Genomic DNA, 16,445 nt, shown 5'->3' with positions numbered 1-16,445 from the left:
GCAGGGCTTTTTTTTAGCCGTAAGTTCTGGCCTGGTCGACCGGAGCGGTACGATTCAAATCGCGCTTAAGATAGATGCCTACAAGAAGGCCGATTGCAGACAACGCGAGCACATAATAAGCGGGTGCCAGCGGCGTGATGGCCATAATCAGGGTCACGAAAATCGGGGTTAACCCACCGAAAATGGCATAAGCGACGTTGTAGGAGAAAGCGATACCAGTAAAGCGCACTTCTGCAGGGAAGGCCCGTACCATAACAAAAGGCACTGCCCCCACCACACCCACGCTCAAACCGACCAGCGCATAACAGGGGAAAAGCATCTCTGGATGTTCGCCCACTGTGCGATAAAACACCCAGCTGCACACTGCCAGCAGCAGGCTGCCGACAATCAGTGTCTTGCTGGCGCCGAAGCGGTCGGCGGCAAAGCCAGAACAGATGCACCCGACCAGTAACATCACCGTAGCCAGGCTGTTGGCCTGAAGCGCCTGCGCGGTAGCAATACCGAACTGCTTTTGCAGCAGGGTTGGCGTCATCAGGATCACCACTACAATTCCCGCTGATAACAGCCAGGTGAGCAACATGCTCACGGCCACTTCTTTTTTATGATTCAGCACCACGGATTTCAGTGGCAATTCAGCCGCCAGGGCTTTACGTGCCTGGAGTTCAACGAAGATCGGTGTTTCTTTTAACCAACGACGTAAATACAGGGCAATAAAACCAAAAACGCCGCCCAGCAGGAAAGGAATGCGCCAGGCGCCCTCCACAATTCCCTGCACACCAAATACCGTATTGATCAGGGTAGCGACAACCGATCCCAGCAGAATGCCCGCAGTCAAACCTGCCGTCAGCGTTCCGCAGGCAAAACCAATGCGTTTTTCCGGTACGTGTTCCGCGACGAACACCCAGGCTCCCGGCACTTCTCCCCCAATGGCCGCGCCCTGCAGAATGCGCAACAGCAATAGCAGGATTGGGGCCGCAATGCCCAGCGTGGCATAGGTTGGCAACAGGCCCATCGCCAGCGTAGGCAGGGCCATCAGCAGAATACTCAGGCTGAACATCTTCTTACGGCCCTGGCTGTCACCAAAATGGGCCATGATAAGGCCACCCAGCGGACGAGCCAGATAACCGGCGGCAAAAATAGCAAAGGTCTGCACCTGGCGCAGCCAGTCTGGAATATCCGGAGGGAAAAACAGATCGCCAATGACGGCAGCAAAGAAGACAAAAATAATGAAGTCGTAGAATTCCAGCGCGCCACCCAGTGCGGCCAGAGAGAGGGTCTTATAATCCTGCCGGTTTAAGCGACGTGCGTTATCGGAAAGCATAATTATTCAGGCATATCCAGAAGTAGAAGAAAAAAGTATGGTCACGATTGTAAAGCTAACCGTACTATACCGTTCAATTCTCGCTACACCAGCGCAGCTGGATCTTATGCCTGAATTACGCCATTTTTAGCCGTTTGTCTCGCGTCGGGCACTTTTAGGACGAAAAGCTGCTACAACCGCCTCATGCGTCTCAACATAGGGCCCTTCCAGCAGTTGAATGCAGTAAGGCACGCTGGCAAAAATCCCGTGGACCCTGGTCTTTCCTTCAGCATCCTTCAGCCCTTCCAGCGTTTCCTTGATCGACTTAGGCTGACCGGGAAGATTGATAATCAGGGACTGTTTACGGATAACGCCCATCTGACGGGAAAGTATGGCCGTAGGCACAAAGTTCAGGCTGATTTGCCGCATCTGTTCGCCAAAGCCGGGCATCTCACGATCGGCGATCGCCAGCGTGGCCTCAGGTGTGACGTCACGTCTGGCGGGACCGGTTCCTCCGGTGGTCAACACCAGATGACAGAAGCGTTCATCTACCAGCTCACAAATCGTCTGTTCAATCATCGGCTGCTCATCCGGCACCAGCCGCTTTTCAATTTCAAACGGGGTGGCCAGCGCCTGAGAAAGCCAGGCTTCCAGCGCGGGCAGCCCCAGATCCTGATAGATGCCATTGGCAGCGCGATCGGAAACCGAAATCAATCCTATGCGTAGTGTATTCATCGTGTCGTCACTGTTATTACGGCCACGGGAAAGCGCGGACGCGAAGAGTAAAGGGGAAAAGAGGAGGATAAACCATTACAAAGCGGGATGTACAGCGGGGTAAAGCGTGGCCGGATCGCCGGCCACGTTCAACAATTTACAGCAGTTCGGCAATCATCTTATCAAGTTTGCCCTGATCCAGAGCAAAGTTGCGGATGCCCTGAGCCAGTTTATCAACCGCCATCGGATCCTGGTTATGTTCCCAGAAGAACTCAGATTCGGTCATTTTGGCCGGACGAGCTTTCACTTCGCCAGTGTAGGAGAGTTTACGCTCCAGGGTACCTTCGCTTTCCGCCAGCTCTTTCAGCAGGTTAGGTGAGATTGTCAGGCGGTCGCAGCCTGCCAGTTCGATGATCTCACCTACGTTACGGAAGCTTGCACCCATCACTACGGTTTCGTAGCCATGCTGCTTGTAGTATTCGTAGATTTCGGTCACTGAAACAACGCCCGGATCTTCGTTAGCTGCGTACTCTTTCTTGTCGGTGTTCGCTTTGTACCAGTCAAGAATACGGCCAACAAATGGCGAAATCAGGTAGACGCCAGCTTCGGCACAGGCACGCGCCTGCGCGAAGGAGAACAGCAGCGTCAGGTTACAGTTGATGCCTTCTTTTTCCAGCTGCTCAGCGGCACGAATGCCCTGCCAGGTGGAAGCCAGTTTGATCAGGATGCGGTCGTTGCTGATGCCGGCATCGTTATAGAGTTTGATCAGCGCGCGGGCTTTGTTGATGCTGCCTTCGGTATCGTAAGAGAGACGGGCATCCACTTCAGTAGAAATGCGGCCAGGGACCAGCTTAAGGATTTCCAGACCGATGTTTACAGCCAGCTTGTCCGCAGCATAATTCACCTGCTCTTCTTTATCGCTGGTCTGATCGCGTGCCCAGGTCACCGCTTCATCGATCAGTTTGCGGTATTCAGGGATCTGCGCGGCGCTCAGGATCAGGGAAGGGTTGGTGGTAGCATCCTGCGGCTTGTACAGCTTCATCGCTGCAATGTCACCGGTATCGGCAACAACGGTAGTGAGTTGACGCAGGGAAGTCAGTTTGTCCGTCATAGTTGTCATTCTCATCAGAGTAGAGTTATCGGGTTCTTGAAAATGTCTGTCACGGATAATATCACGCGAAACCGCCCTTGCAAGGTAAGGTTTCCCACAGGCCACTCAGTGCTAAATTGGCAGAGAATACCCCTGTAAACCGCCGGGAATCACTGTGATCAATGGCAGCAATTGCTCCTTTCATCGCACTTTTTTGCTAAAGTAAGCGCGCTCAAACTTTTGCCCACTGTGGCGTATTAACACAAGGACTCAGGCATGTTGATGGTTATTTCTCCAGCCAAGACGCTGGACTACGAAAGCCCGTTGGCAACCCAACGCTTTACTCAACCTGCATTGCTGGATGATTCCCAAAAACTGATTGAGATTGCCCGCCAGCTCACGCCAGGGCAGATCGCTTCATTGATGAAAATCAGCGACAAACTGGCCGGGCTGAACGCTAACCGTTTCCACGACTGGCACCCGCCTTTTACGCCGGACAACGCCCGTCAGGCTATTTTGGCGTTTAAAGGCGATGTCTACACCGGCCTGCAGGCGGAGACGTTTAAAGAGCAGGATTTTGATTTTGCCCAGCAGCACCTGCGCATGCTTTCCGGCCTTTATGGCCTGCTGCGTCCGCTGGATTTGATGCAGCCCTACCGCCTGGAGATGGGCATCAGGCTGGAGAACCCGGCAGGCAAAGACCTCTACACCTTCTGGGGGGATAAGCTGACCCAGGCGCTGAATGCTGCCCTGGCTGAACAGGGTGACGATGTCCTGATCAATCTGGCCTCGGATGAGTATTTCAAAGCGGTTAAGCCTGCAAAAATTGCCGGGCGCATCATCAAACCTGTATTCCTCGATGAGAAAAACGGCAAATTCAAGATCATCAGTTTCTATGCCAAAAAAGCCCGTGGCCTGATGAGCCGCTATATTATCGAACAGCGGCTGACCAAACCGGCCCAGTTGATGAAATTCGATACTGATGGCTACTTTTACGTGGCTGAAGAGAGTTCTGATACGGAATTCGTCTTTAAGCGTCGTGAGAATCCATAACTTTAAGCAATAATTGCCCCGGCTTTCTCTCTCCGATCGCCGGGTTGCCCTTTTCTCTGCCCTTCAGCCATAGCCTTTTGTTATAAATCCCCCTGTCACAGAACCTTCACCGGACTTTGCCCACTCAATGCCTGTTCAGTTATGGGGGAGCGAAGTATGGACCAGCAGGCGTTACAAAAAGCTGTCAGCGATCGGGTTTGGCAGGCCACCAGACAACAGGATCGGCCGGGAAAATTTCAGGGGCTGCAAAATCCCATGCCGGAGTCGGCTCATGCCTGGCTCCGTTCTGCTGCCACACAGTTCGGTGCGGACGAGCATCAGCAGGAGGAATTTGCCACCACGGGCCTGCTGGCCCTGGACGCTTTGCACGTCATCATGATTTGTCAGAGTGAAGAGCCCGTACCTCTGTGGCTGGCTTTTGGCTGTCTGGCTGCGCCCGATGCACTGCACCCGGAAGTATGGCGGGAAGCTCTGCTGAGGATAAATGATGTGGCTATGGCGATGAACGGCATCAGCCTCTCGACAGAGGAAAACGGCACCACCATGCTCACCAGGCGTTTATCCCCGGACGGGGTTGGCTCCCCGGATGAACTGGCTGCAGTAATGAATGATTTCAACTCGCTGTCATCCAGTCTGGTGGATTTGACCCTCGCTCTGGGGCAGCAGCATTTTCAGGAAACCAGCGCAGGACAGGAAGTGCCCCCGATTCCTGAATGGGTGGCAGACTGGCAGCAAAAAACGGCCTCACGCACCGATGTGCTAGCCCGGCAGGCCATTCAAACAGAATGGCACTACCCTCTGATCCGTGAAGCGCTGTCGCATCTCAGGCTCTCTGGCGACCAGGCACTTCTCGAAGGCTGCTTCTGTCAGTTACGTTTTCCTGAACGCCTCATGGCCATTACTGCGGATGGCGATCGTCGCCACCTTCTTATCTCCACCCCGCTTGATCTTGATACCACGCCAGGTGCCGGCCAGCTTCACTACCTACAGGCCAATGGTGAGCTTTATGTTCTGACGAATTGCTCACTCTCCCTGTGTGGCGAAACGATAAACCTGGTCAGCCGCTGGGATACTCAGGGGCTGAATGGCGAAGATTTTGCCAGCTGGCTGGCTGATTTTATGACGCTCAGCGTTGCATTCGATCGTCGCCATCAAACCGCGACCTGACCCGGAGGAAGAATCATGAGTCATTCTATTCAGTCCCATCCTCAGCCTGTTCCCCTGACCACTGTGGGTGACCGGGGCGATATCGAAAGCGGGCCAGTACCGGACACCGGACCTGGCCGGGCGGCAAGGGCAGGAACCAGCGCGGCTGCGTTTTTCTCTTCTGTAGCAGAAGGGGCCGGCGCGCTGGCCGGGAAAGGGTCAACTGCGGCCTGGGGTGGATTAAAAACCGGAGGCAAAGCGACCTGGGGAGGCATGAAGACGGCCGGAAACGCGACCTGGGGGGAGTAAAAACCGGCGGTAACATGGCATTAAGTGGCGGCAAAACGGTGGGTAATGCAGGCTGGAACGGCGCAAAAATTGTCGGGAAGGCGAGCTGGAATGAAACCAAAAACAGCGCCGTGTCGCTGGGGAAATTCACCGCCGGGCCGCTGCAAAATAAAGCCTGGGGCGCGCTGGGCGGCCATGCTTTACAGCAGGCGATTACCTGCGGGCTGCCCACGATGATGCGTGAAGAGGCCTTCATCGAAGCTTACAACCTGCTTTTGCCCCATCTGGCGGAGAAGCACCCCGCCGCTGCCGTAGGCATTCAGGTTGCCGTGTCACTGGCAAACGTGGCAGCGCATCTCCATCTTCGTGAACCCAGGCTGGAGCGGGATCCGCAAAACAATCAGGTTGCGGTTCGCGGCCAGTTTGGTCTCAGTCCGGGCCAGGCCGATGTAATGCGGCGGGACAAGCCTGAAGAGTGGAATCGCCTCACGCAACAAAATCAAACCGACTCTAAGCGCGTCACCGGTCAGCAGGTCATGGCTGAGCTGCTGAATATCGGTCTGTCCGTGGCAGGCACCCAGACCGGTAACCCGGGGCTGACTGCGCGGGTGCTCAGTACCCAGCTTCGCAATATGATTTACGCGGGTGCCCGTGAATCCCTGCAGGCTACAGGCAGCATGGTAGCCTCGCGCGATGGCAAAGCCAGCCACGGGGTGAACGATGACAGTATGAGCACTAATGGGGCCTGGTATACGCTGAATACCCTGGCGATGGGCATGCTGCAGGATGGGCTGATCCAGAAAGCGCTGCCGAAGGGCTATACCGTCTCCGGGCCGGAGATCCGCGATGCTGGTGGACAACGTCTCACCGGAAAAGAGCTGCATGAAATGGGGGCGATTGTTTCAGCCCTGCGTTCGGCCTGCAACACGGTGATCGAAACCGGGGATGCATTCCTGGGCAAACATTATGATGCCAAACAGGTGGGTGATTCGCAGAAGTTCTCGCCTTCCCTGCCGATGAAAGATTATGGCCGCCTGCTGGATCACTCCATTGCCAGGCTGAGCTGGAATAACTTTGCCACGGGCAGTACGGTAGCCGCTCAACAAATTATGGGGGCGATCACCAAAGGAAATATGTCACCGCTGCTCTCCAGCCTGTTTAACAATGCCGGGACTGCCGCCGCGTTTGGTCTGACCTATAAGATGGTGAACCAGATCTATCAGTCGCACAGTAAGGTCCGTGGCGCGGTAGCGGCAGCGCCCACGCCAGCGCCGGCCAACGCGACGGCTTCAGGTTCAGGGGGAAATACTCAGCAGGCGATAACCGGAGGAACGGACAATAACGTTTAGCGGATAAAGAAACGGCCCGCTATGGGCCGTTGTTCTGTGATGCGATTAACCGAGCGTGACGTTATTTCGTCAGCAGGAACTCGCGCAGACCGGCAAAATCAGCCGCCATCTTATGGGAGAGCAGCGGCAGGTTAGCCCGCTCGGCCAGCGCCTCTGGCACCGGGATCTTGCGGTCGAGGATCTCTTCCACACTCTCAATGAATTTGGCCGGGTGCGCCGTGCCCAGGAACAGACCGAACTCCCCTTCCTGTAACTGATCGCGCAGCATACGGTAAGCAATCGCTGCGTGTGGCTCAGAGATATACCCTAAATCCGCCAGTTCACGCATCGTGGCTCTGGTGGTTTCATCATCCACCGCGCCATAGCCCAGGTCATTCAGACGCCAGGTTTTACGGCGGAAGATCTCTTCCACACGCGGCCAGTTGTTCGGCTGGCTGACGTCCATCGCATTCGACAAGGTGGCTACCGTAGCGTTAGGCAGCCACTCGCCGCCCACCAGGAAACGGGGAACGGTATCGTTGGCATTGGTCGCCGCGATAAAGCGCTTCACCGGCAGGCCCAGAGATTTTGCCAGCAGGCCGGCAGTGAGATCGCCAAAGTTACCGCTTGGAACAGAGATCACCAGCTGGTTGCGCTTCTCCTGTGGCAGCTGTGCTACCGCTTCGAAGTAGTAGCAAATCTGCGCCAGCAGGCGGCTGATGTTGATGGAGTTTGCCGAGTTAAGGCCAATGGCTTTTTTCAGCTCTTCATCATCAAACGCCTGCTTAACCAGCGACTGACAGGCATCAAAATCGCCGTCGATGGCGATAGTCTGGATGTTGCCGCCCAGGGTGCAGAAGAGTTTCTCCTGCAGCGGACTGATTTTGCCCTGCGGATAGAGGATCACCACACGGACGTTTTCCATCCCGTAGAAGGCGTGTGCTACTGCCGCTCCTGTGTCGCCGGAAGTGGCAGTAAGAATAGTAATTTTCTCCCCGGGATCGCTGACGCAGGAGAGCATCTGGGCCATAAACCGGCCGCCGAAGTCTTTAAACGCCAGCGTCGGGCCGTGGAACAGCTCAAGTGCAGCGATATCGTCAGTGACTTTCTGCACCGGAGCCGGGAAGGTAAAGGCGTTTTTCAGCCGCTCCTGCAACAGAGTAGACGGAATTTCATCACCGATAAAAGCGGAGAGGATTTTGCTACTGCGGGTAACGAAATCCATTGCCAGCATCTCGTCGATGTCGGTCAGTTCAAACTCCGGCAGCTCCAGCGGAAAGAACAGCCCCTGCTGCTTGCCCAGACCCTGTTTTACGGCCTGTGAGAAGCTTACCTGCTCGTTATGATCCTTAAGATTATACAGTTTCATGCGTTATCCCAGTTTACGTGCGCCTGCCGTGTCTACACGGCAGATATGAACGAAGCCTTCATCATTTTGCAGATAGTGCTGGCTGAGCCAGTCTGCCATACGCTGTGCGGTATCGGCCTGATTACAGACGGCAAACAGCGTCGGGCCGGAACCCGAGATGCCACAGGCCAGCGCGCCAATGTCCTGCGCCGCCTGACGGGCTTCTGCAAACCCCGGTAAAAGTTTGGTGCGGTAAGGCTCGGCAATCACATCGCGCATCAGCTTTGCCGCCAGCTCCGGTTGCTGCGTGTGGCAGGCGTGAATAAACCCACCCAGATAGCGACCGTGCTTAATAATGTCTTCTTTACGATACTGCGCGGGCAAAATGGCCCGCGCTTCGGCGGTGGAAACCTTAATACCTGGATAGGCCATCACCCACAGCCACTCCTCAAAGCCTGGCACCTGCTGGCTGATAATCCCATTTTCTTCGAGCATCAGCTGGATGCCGCCAAGGAAGCAGGGAGCCACGTTATCATAATGCACGCTGCCAGAAATACGCCCTTCCAGCTCGCCCATCAGCGCCAGCAACGCTGTGTCATTCAGAGGCTTACCGCAGTGTTCGTTCATCGCCATCAGGCCAGCGACTACGGAACAGGCGCTGGAGCCGAGGCCGGATCCGATCGGCATATTTTTTTCCAGCGTCATGGCTACCGGCACGCGCTTGCCAATCGCTTCACAGAAACGGTCCCAGCACTGCCAGACAATGTTTTCCTGAGGATTCGCTGGCAGCTTGCTGACAAAGCGGCCTTCCGTGCGCAGGCTGAATTCGCTGGCCGCTTCCACGGTCACACAGTCACCCAGCAGGGACCCATCTACCGGAGAAACCGCCGCACCCAGCACGTCAAAGCCCACGCTGACGTTGCCAATTGAGGCAGGCGCATAAATCTTAACCATTCTTAAACTCCCAACTTCCATGACAAGGTGCGTAACAGATCGGCAAATACGCCTGCTGCTGTCACATCATTTCCGGCGCCATACCCCCGAAGAACCAGCGGGATTGGCTGATAATAGCGGCTGTAGAAGGCCAGGGCATTCTCGCCATTTTTCACTTTATACAGCGGATCGTTACCGTCCACGGCATCAATTTTTACCCGGCAGCGACCGCCTTCTTCGATAGCCCCGACAAAGCGCAGCACTTTGCCCTCTTCGGTGGCTCGCGACACGCGGGTGGCAAAAGCATCATCCAGTTCCGGCAGACGTGCCATAAAGGTTTCCACATCCGGAATAGCTGTGAACGCTTCCGGCAGCACCGCTTCAATCTCAATGTCGCTGAGTTCCAGCTGATAGCCTGCCTCACGGGCGAGGATCAGCAGCTTGCGCGCCACATCCATCCCCGACAAATCGTCACGGGGATCTGGCTCGGTAAAGCCCATGTCACGGGCGGTTTTTGTGGCGGCGGAAAGCGACACGCCTTCATCCAGTTGGCCGAAGATATAAGAGAGTGAACCGGAAAGGATCCCGGAGAAGCGCAGCAGCTCATCCCCGGCATTCAGCAGGTTCTGAAGATTCTCAATCACCGGCAGACCAGCACCCACATTGGTGTCGTACAGGAACTTACGGCGCGATTTCGCCGCTGCCGCACGCATCTGCTGATAGTAATTCCAGGATGAGGTGTTGGCCTTTTTATTCGGGGTGACCACGTGGAATCCTTCCGCCAGGAAGTCCGCATACTGATCGGCCACGGCCTGGCTGGAGGTGCAATCAACAATCACCGGGTTGAGCAGGTGATACTCTTTCACCAGACGGATCAGGCGGCCCAGGTTAAACGGCTCTTTCGCCTCCTGCAACGACGCCTTCCAGTTCTCCAGCGGGATACCGTGCACGTTGGTCAACAGCGCTTTAGAGTTGGCGATGCCGCAGACCCGCAAATCGATATGCTTGTTCTTAAGCCATGCCTGCTGACGATGTAACTGCTCGATCAGTGCCGCCCCTACACCGCCTACGCCGATAACGAAAACTTCGATAACCTGATCGGTGGCAAACAGCATCTGATGCACCACACGCACGCCGGTAGTGGCATCATCGTTATCCACCACCACAGAGATGGAGCGTTCGGAAGAACCCTGAGCGATGGCGACGATATTGATGTTCGCCCTTGCCAGCGCCGAGAAGAACTTCGCGGAGATGCCACGCAGCGTGCGCATCCCGTCACCCACCACAGAGATCACCGCCAGATTTTCCATCACGTCCAGCGGTTCAAGCAGGCCATCTTTCAGCTCAAGATAAAACTCTTCTTCCAGCACGCGACGGGAACGTGCCTGGTCGCTTTGGGGCACACAGAAGCTGATGCTGTATTCCGAAGAGGATTGGGTGATCAGCACTACCGAAATGCCGCTGCGGGACATCGCCGCGAAAACTCTCGCCGCCATGCCAATCATCCCTTTCATCCCAGGTCCGGAGACGTTGAACATCGCCATATTGTTCAGGTTGGTGATGCCTTTTACCGGATTATCATCATCAGAACTGTCGCCGCCAATTAAGGTGCCTGGTGCCTGAGGGTTGGCGGTATTTTTGATCAGGCAGGGGATCTGGAACTGGGCAATGGGAGTGATGGTGCGGGGATGAAGCACTTTGGCACCAAAGTAGGAGAGCTCCATCGCTTCCTGATAGGACATCGATTTCAGCAGGCGTGCATCCGGCACCTGGCGTGGGTCACATGTGTAGACGCCATCAACATCGGTCCAGATCTCACAGCAGTCAGCACGCAAGCAGGCTGCCAGCACTGCCGCTGAGTAGTCAGAGCCATTACGCCCCAGCACCACCAGCTCGCCTTTATCATTGCCCGCGGTGAACCCCGCCATCAGCACCATATTTTCCGCAGGAATTTTACTGGCGACGATACGGCGGGTGGATTCAGGAATATCAACGGTAGATTCCAGATAATGGCCTACCGCCAAAAGTTTCTCTACCGGGTCGATGACGCTGACGCCATGACCGCGCGCCAGCAACAGCGCTTCCATGATGGCAATGGAGAGCTTCTCGCCACGACAGATAATGGCCGCGTTAACGCTGTCCGGGCACTGGCCCAGCAGGCCAATCCCGTGCAGGATCTGCTTAAGCTGAGCGAACTCCTGATCGACGACGGTTTTCAGTTTGTCATACTGGAAGCCAGGCTGTGCTTCAGCCAGCCCCTGCAGCAGCGAGGCAAAAATATGTTCGGCATCACTGAGGTTTGGCAACGCATCCTGGCCGCTGATGGTTTTTTCAATCATCGCCACCAGATGGTTAGTGATCTTCGCTGGCGCGGACAACACGGTAGCAACCTGTCCCTGCTTAGCATTGCTCTCAAGAATATCTGCCACGCGTAAGAAGCGTTCCGCATTGGCTACTGAGGTTCCACCGAATTTCAGCACTCGCATTATCAAACTCTCCTGAATTTTTGCCGAAAAAAAAGCCCGCACTGTTGAGGTGCGGGCTTATTTTTGATTTGTTCCTGTATGCGTCAGCCCGCACCGTTACCTGAGGTAATGGTGGTGGTAATAATGATTGTTGTCATCAGGCTGTGAATACGCATTTTAGATTTTTCGTCTGTCTGTTTATCAATTTTGTCCACCTCCAGAAGTAAAGCAATCGCCTGGTTGTGTCAATTTTTTTATCCGGCGATGCCGTCAGGCTCCGTGGGCCAGCCTCGGGGAAATTGACTGAAAAACAGATCCAATCTTTCAGCATCAGAAAAAATGGCAGTAAGAGTCACTGCCGGACCCTCACTAATCAGTTTTTTTATCTATAAGTTTTTTTCTACATCGTGCAGCAGCCGATGAAGCATTGCGCTGTCGCGCTGTTCCAGCAGCCCGATACGCTGAGACAACCAGTCAACCAGCTTACGATCGTCACTGACCTCGAGACTCGTCAGCAGGCGATCTACCCGCAGACGCAGCGCCGCTAACTGGGGCACATCCGCTGGCAGCTCTTTCGTGGCGCTAACCTGACGTAGAGCAGAAAGCTGATAGCAATAGACCATGACTGCCTGCCCCAGATTCAGTGAGGGGTAATCTGCCGCCATCGGGATGCCGGTCAGGACATCGACCAGCTCCAGCTCTTCATTCGTCAGTCCTGTGTCTTCACGGCCAAACACCAGCGCGGCGCTGCTGACCCATTGCTGCTTCTCTTCTAACAGCGTCTGAACCTGCTGGGGCGTGGCGTAATAGCGGAATTTTGCCCGGCTACGCGCAGTAGTGGCAATGCTGAAATCGATATCAGCCAGCGCTTCGGCCAGCGAATTCCAGTGGCTGGCATTATCCAGAATCTCACCGGCACCGTGGGCCACCCAACGCGCTGCGGGTTCCAGATGGGCCTGGCTGCTGACGATACGCAGCTCATCAAATCCCATGGTTTTCATCGCGCGGGCTGCAGCCCCTACATTTTCTGGCCGGCGGGGCGAAACGAGTATTAATGGAAAACGCATAACTACCTTAATAATGGTTACAGGATCCGGAAGCACCGGTTCCGCTTATAAAAATTACGCATCACAGCAACTAATACATAACATTTCTGGTCTGCGATCGGGTCGGCCATACACAAATTATATGACCTCTTTACGCCGAATACCCTAATAAAAACAATTATCAAGCTATAAACCTATAGACTTCAACCAATTACGAAATGTTAAATTTTGCCCTGGTCATGCTTCCCTTTCCGGCGATATTACAGGCAAAAACGGGCTGAATGTGAGCTAAGCTGGCATTCTGGGAAGAGTTTTTCACAAAACTGTTAACGTGCTACAATTGGTTTGATATAAGTCAACTTAGCGTTGTTTATTACATTCTGGCCAGGACTTGTGCTGTTATATTGCTGTTAATGCGGATAAGATATATCCCCATTTTAAGCGTCCAGGGACAGGGTGCACCTACTAATTTGCAGGATGCGCAGCCTGGTCTTTGATGGCTAAAGAACATATTCTGTACAGCTGTAGCTTTGCACCGGATCGTCCCCCTGAGTGTCGGATCCTGTCACAGCTGTATGCCCTGATTCAATTTTGTTGGCAATTTTAGGTAGCGAACACATGCAGACCCCGCACATACTTATCGTTGAAGACGAATTAGTTACTCGCAATACTCTCAAAAGTATTTTTGAGGCCGAAGGCTACATGGTTTATGAAGCTACGGATGGTGCAGAAATGCACCATATTCTGACCGAGAACGACATCAACCTGGTGATCATGGATATTAACCTGCCAGGTAAAAATGGACTGTTGCTGGCGCGCGAGCTTCGCGAGCAGGCCAATGTAGCCCTGATGTTCCTGACCGGAAGGGATAACGAAGTCGATAAAATTCTGGGCCTGGAAATCGGTGCAGATGATTACATCACCAAACCGTTCAACCCGCGTGAGCTGACTATTCGCGCACGTAATCTGCTTTCCCGTACCATGAATCTTGCGCCGCACAGTGAAGAGCGCAAGCTGGTAGAAAGCTACAAGTTCAACGGTTGGGAACTGGATATCAACAGCCGCTCTCTGGTCAGCCCGCAGGGTGAGCAGTATAAATTGCCACGCAGTGAGTTCCGCGCCATGCTCCATTTCTGCGAGAACCCGGGCAAGATCCAGACACGTGCCGACTTGCTGAAAAAGATGACAGGCCGTGAGCTTAAGCCACACGACCGCACCGTTGATGTCACTATCCGTCGTATTCGTAAACACTTCGAATCCACGCCGGATACGCCTGAAATCATCGCCACTATTCATGGCGAAGGTTACCGTTTCTGTGGTGACCTGCAGGAATAACTGCTGTTCAGGTTTACTGAAAAGGGCCGGATTTCCGGCCCTTTTCTATGCAGCGGACTATTTCCACGGCATAATAGGCACGGCGCTCAGGGCGTTTTTAGGTGAACCATCCACGACTTTATCGGAATAGCTCAGATAAATTAACGCATGACGTTTTTGATCGTAAAAACGCACCACCTGCAGCTTTTTAAAGATCAGTGACGTGCGCTGCCGAAAGACCACCTCGCCTTCTGCCTTGCCTTTAGCTACTTTCTCGCTAAGCTCAACCGGGCCGACCTGTTGACAGGAGATGGCTGCATCGGAGGTGTCTTCAGCCAGCCCCAGTCCACCTTTAATGCCCCCGGTTTTGGCGCGACTGAGATAACAGGTGACATTTTTGACGTCGGGGTCGTCGAAGGCTTCGACAACGATCTTATGGTCAGGTCCAAACATCTTAAACACCGTGTCTACTGAGCCCACCTGCTCGGCATGGGCGGATACAGATGCCAACACTACCGAAGTGACTATTAACAATTTTTTCATTGTCATAACGTTACCATTGCTTAGAAAATAGATGACATTGTAAGGTAAATCTCTTCTGGCCTTCGCCGCATGGTAACACCTCCCCTTGCATGATGCGCATCAGCACAGGGTATTTGTCTGTTAAATGACTGAATGCGTAACATAAACCAGTAATGGATGTTTTCCCTGCACTAAATTTAACCAGGTAAGGACGATTTATGGATCAAGCCGGTATCATTCGCGATTTGCTTGTCTGGCTTGAAAGCCATCTTGATCAGCCGCTGTCTCTGGACAATGTGGCTACCAAGGCGGGCTATTCAAAATGGCATCTGCAAAGAATGTTTAAGGAAGTCACCGGTCATGCGATTGGTGCCTATATCCGTGCCCGCCGCCTGTCCAAGGCTGCCGTGGCGCTTCGCCTGACCAGCCGCCCTATTCTGGACATTGCTTTACAGTACCGTTTTGACTCACAGCAGACGTTTACCCGCGCCTTTAAGAAACAGTTCAACCAGACGCCTGCTTATTATCGCCGCGCATCGGACTGGAACTCTTACGGCCTGCGTCCGCCCATTCGTCTGGACGACTACACCCTGCCAGAACCGATCTACGTCACGCTACCGGAAACCGTGCTGGTTGGGCAAACGCAGAGCTACAGCTGCACGCTGGAGCAGATCTCCAGCGCGCGTGATGAAATGCGTCTCCATTTCTGGCGGCAGTTCCTGATCGAGACTGACACCATCCCTCCCGTGCTTTATGGGCTCCATCAGTCACGCCCGAGCATGGAAAAAGATGATGAGCAGGAGATTCTGTACACCACGGCAGTGCCTTCAGACCAGCTTTCACAGCCGATGCAATCGACGCAGACCGTGCTGCTGGAAGCGGGAGAATATGTTCAGTTTACCTATGAAGGCCCGCGTACCAGCCTCCAGGAATTTATCCTGCTGGTGTATGGCACCTGTATGCCCGGACTGCAGCTAACCCGCCGTCATGGCCAGGATATTGAGCGTTTCTATACCCACGGTGGTAAGAAGCGTCAGGAGCCTCCGATGGATATCCGCTGTGAATATTTAATCCCTATCCGCAGCCCGGCATCAGCGGCCTGAATCCTCTGTAACAGCAGCTGAACCGCAAAGCGCGGTCAGCTGCTAAGAAAGGGGCGACTGGTAATCAGAACCGGAAGAGTCAGAAATCGTCTGACGTATTCGGGCCTGACCTTCGCCCCTTTTGCTGCGCACAACACTCAGCGTTGCAGTTCGTCCAGCGCAGGCTGATCAAGATGCGACACGTCACCGGCGGTTTCCACCACCCAGCCCTCGGCCAGCCAGGCACTCTGCTGGTGGTCGATACGGGAAATTGAACAGTTACGCAGACGCAAACGTCGTTCAGCATGGGCAGGCAAGCCCAGTAATGTGCTGACCAGCACCCCCAGCGCCATGCCGTGGCTGACAATCAGCGGACGGCTGCCTTCAGGCAGATCCAGACAGGCATTCAGCGCTTTATGCATTCTTTCCGCCATCTCGGTCATCGACTCCCCCTGAGGGATGCGTCCGTTTTCGGTGCCGTCGACCAGCGTTTTTCGCCAGCTTTCTTCCTCTGCTGTCAGCTCATCCAGCGGACGTTGCTCCAGCACGCCCATGTTCAGCTCACGCAGGCGTGGATCCAGCTTAACTCTGCAACCACAGGCATCGGCAATGATCTCTGCGGTGCGTTGGGTGCGGCCCAGATCGCTGGCGATAACATGGGTAATACCCAAATGTTTCACCCGCTCCCCCACCTGGTGTGCCTGCTGCTCTCCTTTTTTCGTCAGCGCGCTGTCTGACTGTCCCTGAATGCGTCGTGCTGCATTCCAAAGCGTTTCTCCGTGGCGAACAAGATAGACCTGTAACATGCGATTTTCC

At 54.4% G+C, this 16,445-nt stretch carries 15 protein-coding genes and 1 other annotated feature; of the genes, 6 read left to right on the top strand and 9 right to left on the bottom strand.

Annotation, left to right across the window (positions count from 1 at the left end):
- Positions 1-13 precede the first annotated feature (13 nt).
- From VRC33_RS03725 to tal, 3 genes are all read right to left on the bottom strand, one after another.
- A complete protein-coding gene (locus tag VRC33_RS03725) occupies positions 14-1,321 on the bottom strand; it encodes an MFS transporter (protein ID WP_338560969.1) in 1,308 nt (435 codons plus the stop codon).
- 126 nt (positions 1,322-1,447) lie between these two features.
- Positions 1,448-2,035: a molybdopterin adenylyltransferase gene (gene mog / locus VRC33_RS03720; RefSeq protein WP_338560967.1), complete on the bottom strand. Its 588-nt coding sequence runs from the start codon at positions 2,033-2,035 to the stop codon at positions 1,448-1,450.
- Between the two features lie 136 nt (positions 2,036-2,171).
- Positions 2,172-3,125 (bottom strand): transaldolase, encoded by a 954-nt coding sequence (tal, locus tag VRC33_RS03715; protein WP_338560964.1) that lies wholly within the window; start codon positions 3,123-3,125, stop codon positions 2,172-2,174.
- A gap of 255 nt (positions 3,126-3,380) precedes the next feature.
- Here tal and yaaA point away from each other — a divergent pair, with 255 nt between their 5' ends.
- The 4 genes from yaaA to VRC33_RS03695 all read left to right on the top strand — a co-directional run bounded on the left by yaaA (position 3,381) and on the right by VRC33_RS03695 (position 6,940).
- Positions 3,381-4,157, top strand: a complete 777-nt coding sequence (yaaA, locus tag VRC33_RS03710) for a peroxide stress protein YaaA (RefSeq protein ID WP_338560962.1) — start codon at positions 3,381-3,383, stop codon at positions 4,155-4,157.
- 156 nt (positions 4,158-4,313) lie between these two features.
- On the top strand, positions 4,314-5,324 hold the full coding sequence (locus VRC33_RS03705; RefSeq protein WP_338560959.1) for a type III secretion system chaperone: 1,011 nt from the start codon (positions 4,314-4,316) through the stop codon (positions 5,322-5,324).
- Positions 5,325-5,339: 15 nt separating this feature from the next.
- Entirely contained in the window at positions 5,340-5,612 is a 273-nt protein-coding gene (locus VRC33_RS03700; protein ID WP_338560957.1) for a hypothetical protein, read from the top strand.
- 14 nt (positions 5,613-5,626) lie between these two features.
- Positions 5,627-6,940, top strand: a complete 1,314-nt coding sequence (locus VRC33_RS03695; protein WP_338560955.1) for a hypothetical protein — start codon at positions 5,627-5,629, stop codon at positions 6,938-6,940.
- A 61-nt stretch (positions 6,941-7,001) separates the two neighbouring features.
- On the opposite strand, the gene thrC is transcribed toward VRC33_RS03695, so the two are convergent.
- The 4 genes from thrC to VRC33_RS03675 form a co-directional block, all read right to left on the bottom strand.
- On the bottom strand, positions 7,002-8,288 hold the full coding sequence (thrC, locus tag VRC33_RS03690) for a threonine synthase (protein WP_338560953.1): 1,287 nt from the start codon (positions 8,286-8,288) through the stop codon (positions 7,002-7,004).
- Positions 8,289-8,291: 3 nt separating this feature from the next.
- Positions 8,292-9,221: a homoserine kinase gene (gene thrB, locus VRC33_RS03685; RefSeq protein ID WP_338560951.1), complete on the bottom strand. Its 930-nt coding sequence runs from the start codon at positions 9,219-9,221 to the stop codon at positions 8,292-8,294.
- Positions 9,222-9,223: 2 nt separating this feature from the next.
- Complete coding sequence (gene thrA, locus VRC33_RS03680; RefSeq protein ID WP_338560949.1) at positions 9,224-11,686, bottom strand: bifunctional aspartate kinase/homoserine dehydrogenase I; 2,463 nt, start codon at positions 11,684-11,686, stop codon at positions 9,224-9,226.
- 25 nt (positions 11,687-11,711) lie between these two features.
- Positions 11,712-11,834: a sequence feature (Thr leader region), on the bottom strand.
- 217 nt (positions 11,835-12,051) lie between these two features.
- Positions 12,052-12,732: a tRNA/rRNA methyltransferase gene (locus VRC33_RS03675; RefSeq protein ID WP_338576895.1), complete on the bottom strand. Its 681-nt coding sequence runs from the start codon at positions 12,730-12,732 to the stop codon at positions 12,052-12,054.
- Positions 12,733-13,329: 597 nt separating this feature from the next.
- Between VRC33_RS03675 and arcA the strand changes: the two genes are divergently transcribed.
- Positions 13,330-14,046, top strand: a complete 717-nt coding sequence (arcA, locus tag VRC33_RS03670) for a two-component system response regulator ArcA (protein WP_338560945.1) — start codon at positions 13,330-13,332, stop codon at positions 14,044-14,046.
- Positions 14,047-14,103: 57 nt separating this feature from the next.
- Here the strand turns inward: arcA and creA are convergent, their stop codons facing one another.
- Entirely contained in the window at positions 14,104-14,574 is a 471-nt protein-coding gene (gene creA / locus VRC33_RS03665) for a protein CreA (protein WP_338560942.1), read from the bottom strand.
- A 191-nt stretch (positions 14,575-14,765) separates the two neighbouring features.
- Between creA and robA the strand changes: the two genes are divergently transcribed.
- On the top strand, positions 14,766-15,650 hold the full coding sequence (gene robA, locus VRC33_RS03660) for an MDR efflux pump AcrAB transcriptional activator RobA (protein WP_338560940.1): 885 nt from the start codon (positions 14,766-14,768) through the stop codon (positions 15,648-15,650).
- 137 nt (positions 15,651-15,787) lie between these two features.
- Here the strand turns inward: robA and gpmB are convergent, their stop codons facing one another.
- A complete protein-coding gene (gene gpmB / locus VRC33_RS03655) occupies positions 15,788-16,435 on the bottom strand; it encodes a 2,3-diphosphoglycerate-dependent phosphoglycerate mutase GpmB (protein WP_338560938.1) in 648 nt (215 codons plus the stop codon).
- Positions 16,436-16,445: the final 10 nt, after the last annotated feature.

Source organism: Erwinia sp. E_sp_B01_1 (assembly GCF_036865545.1).
Lineage (GTDB): Bacteria > Pseudomonadota > Gammaproteobacteria > Enterobacterales > Enterobacteriaceae > Erwinia.
This window is presented reverse-complemented; position numbering and strand designations above follow the sequence as displayed.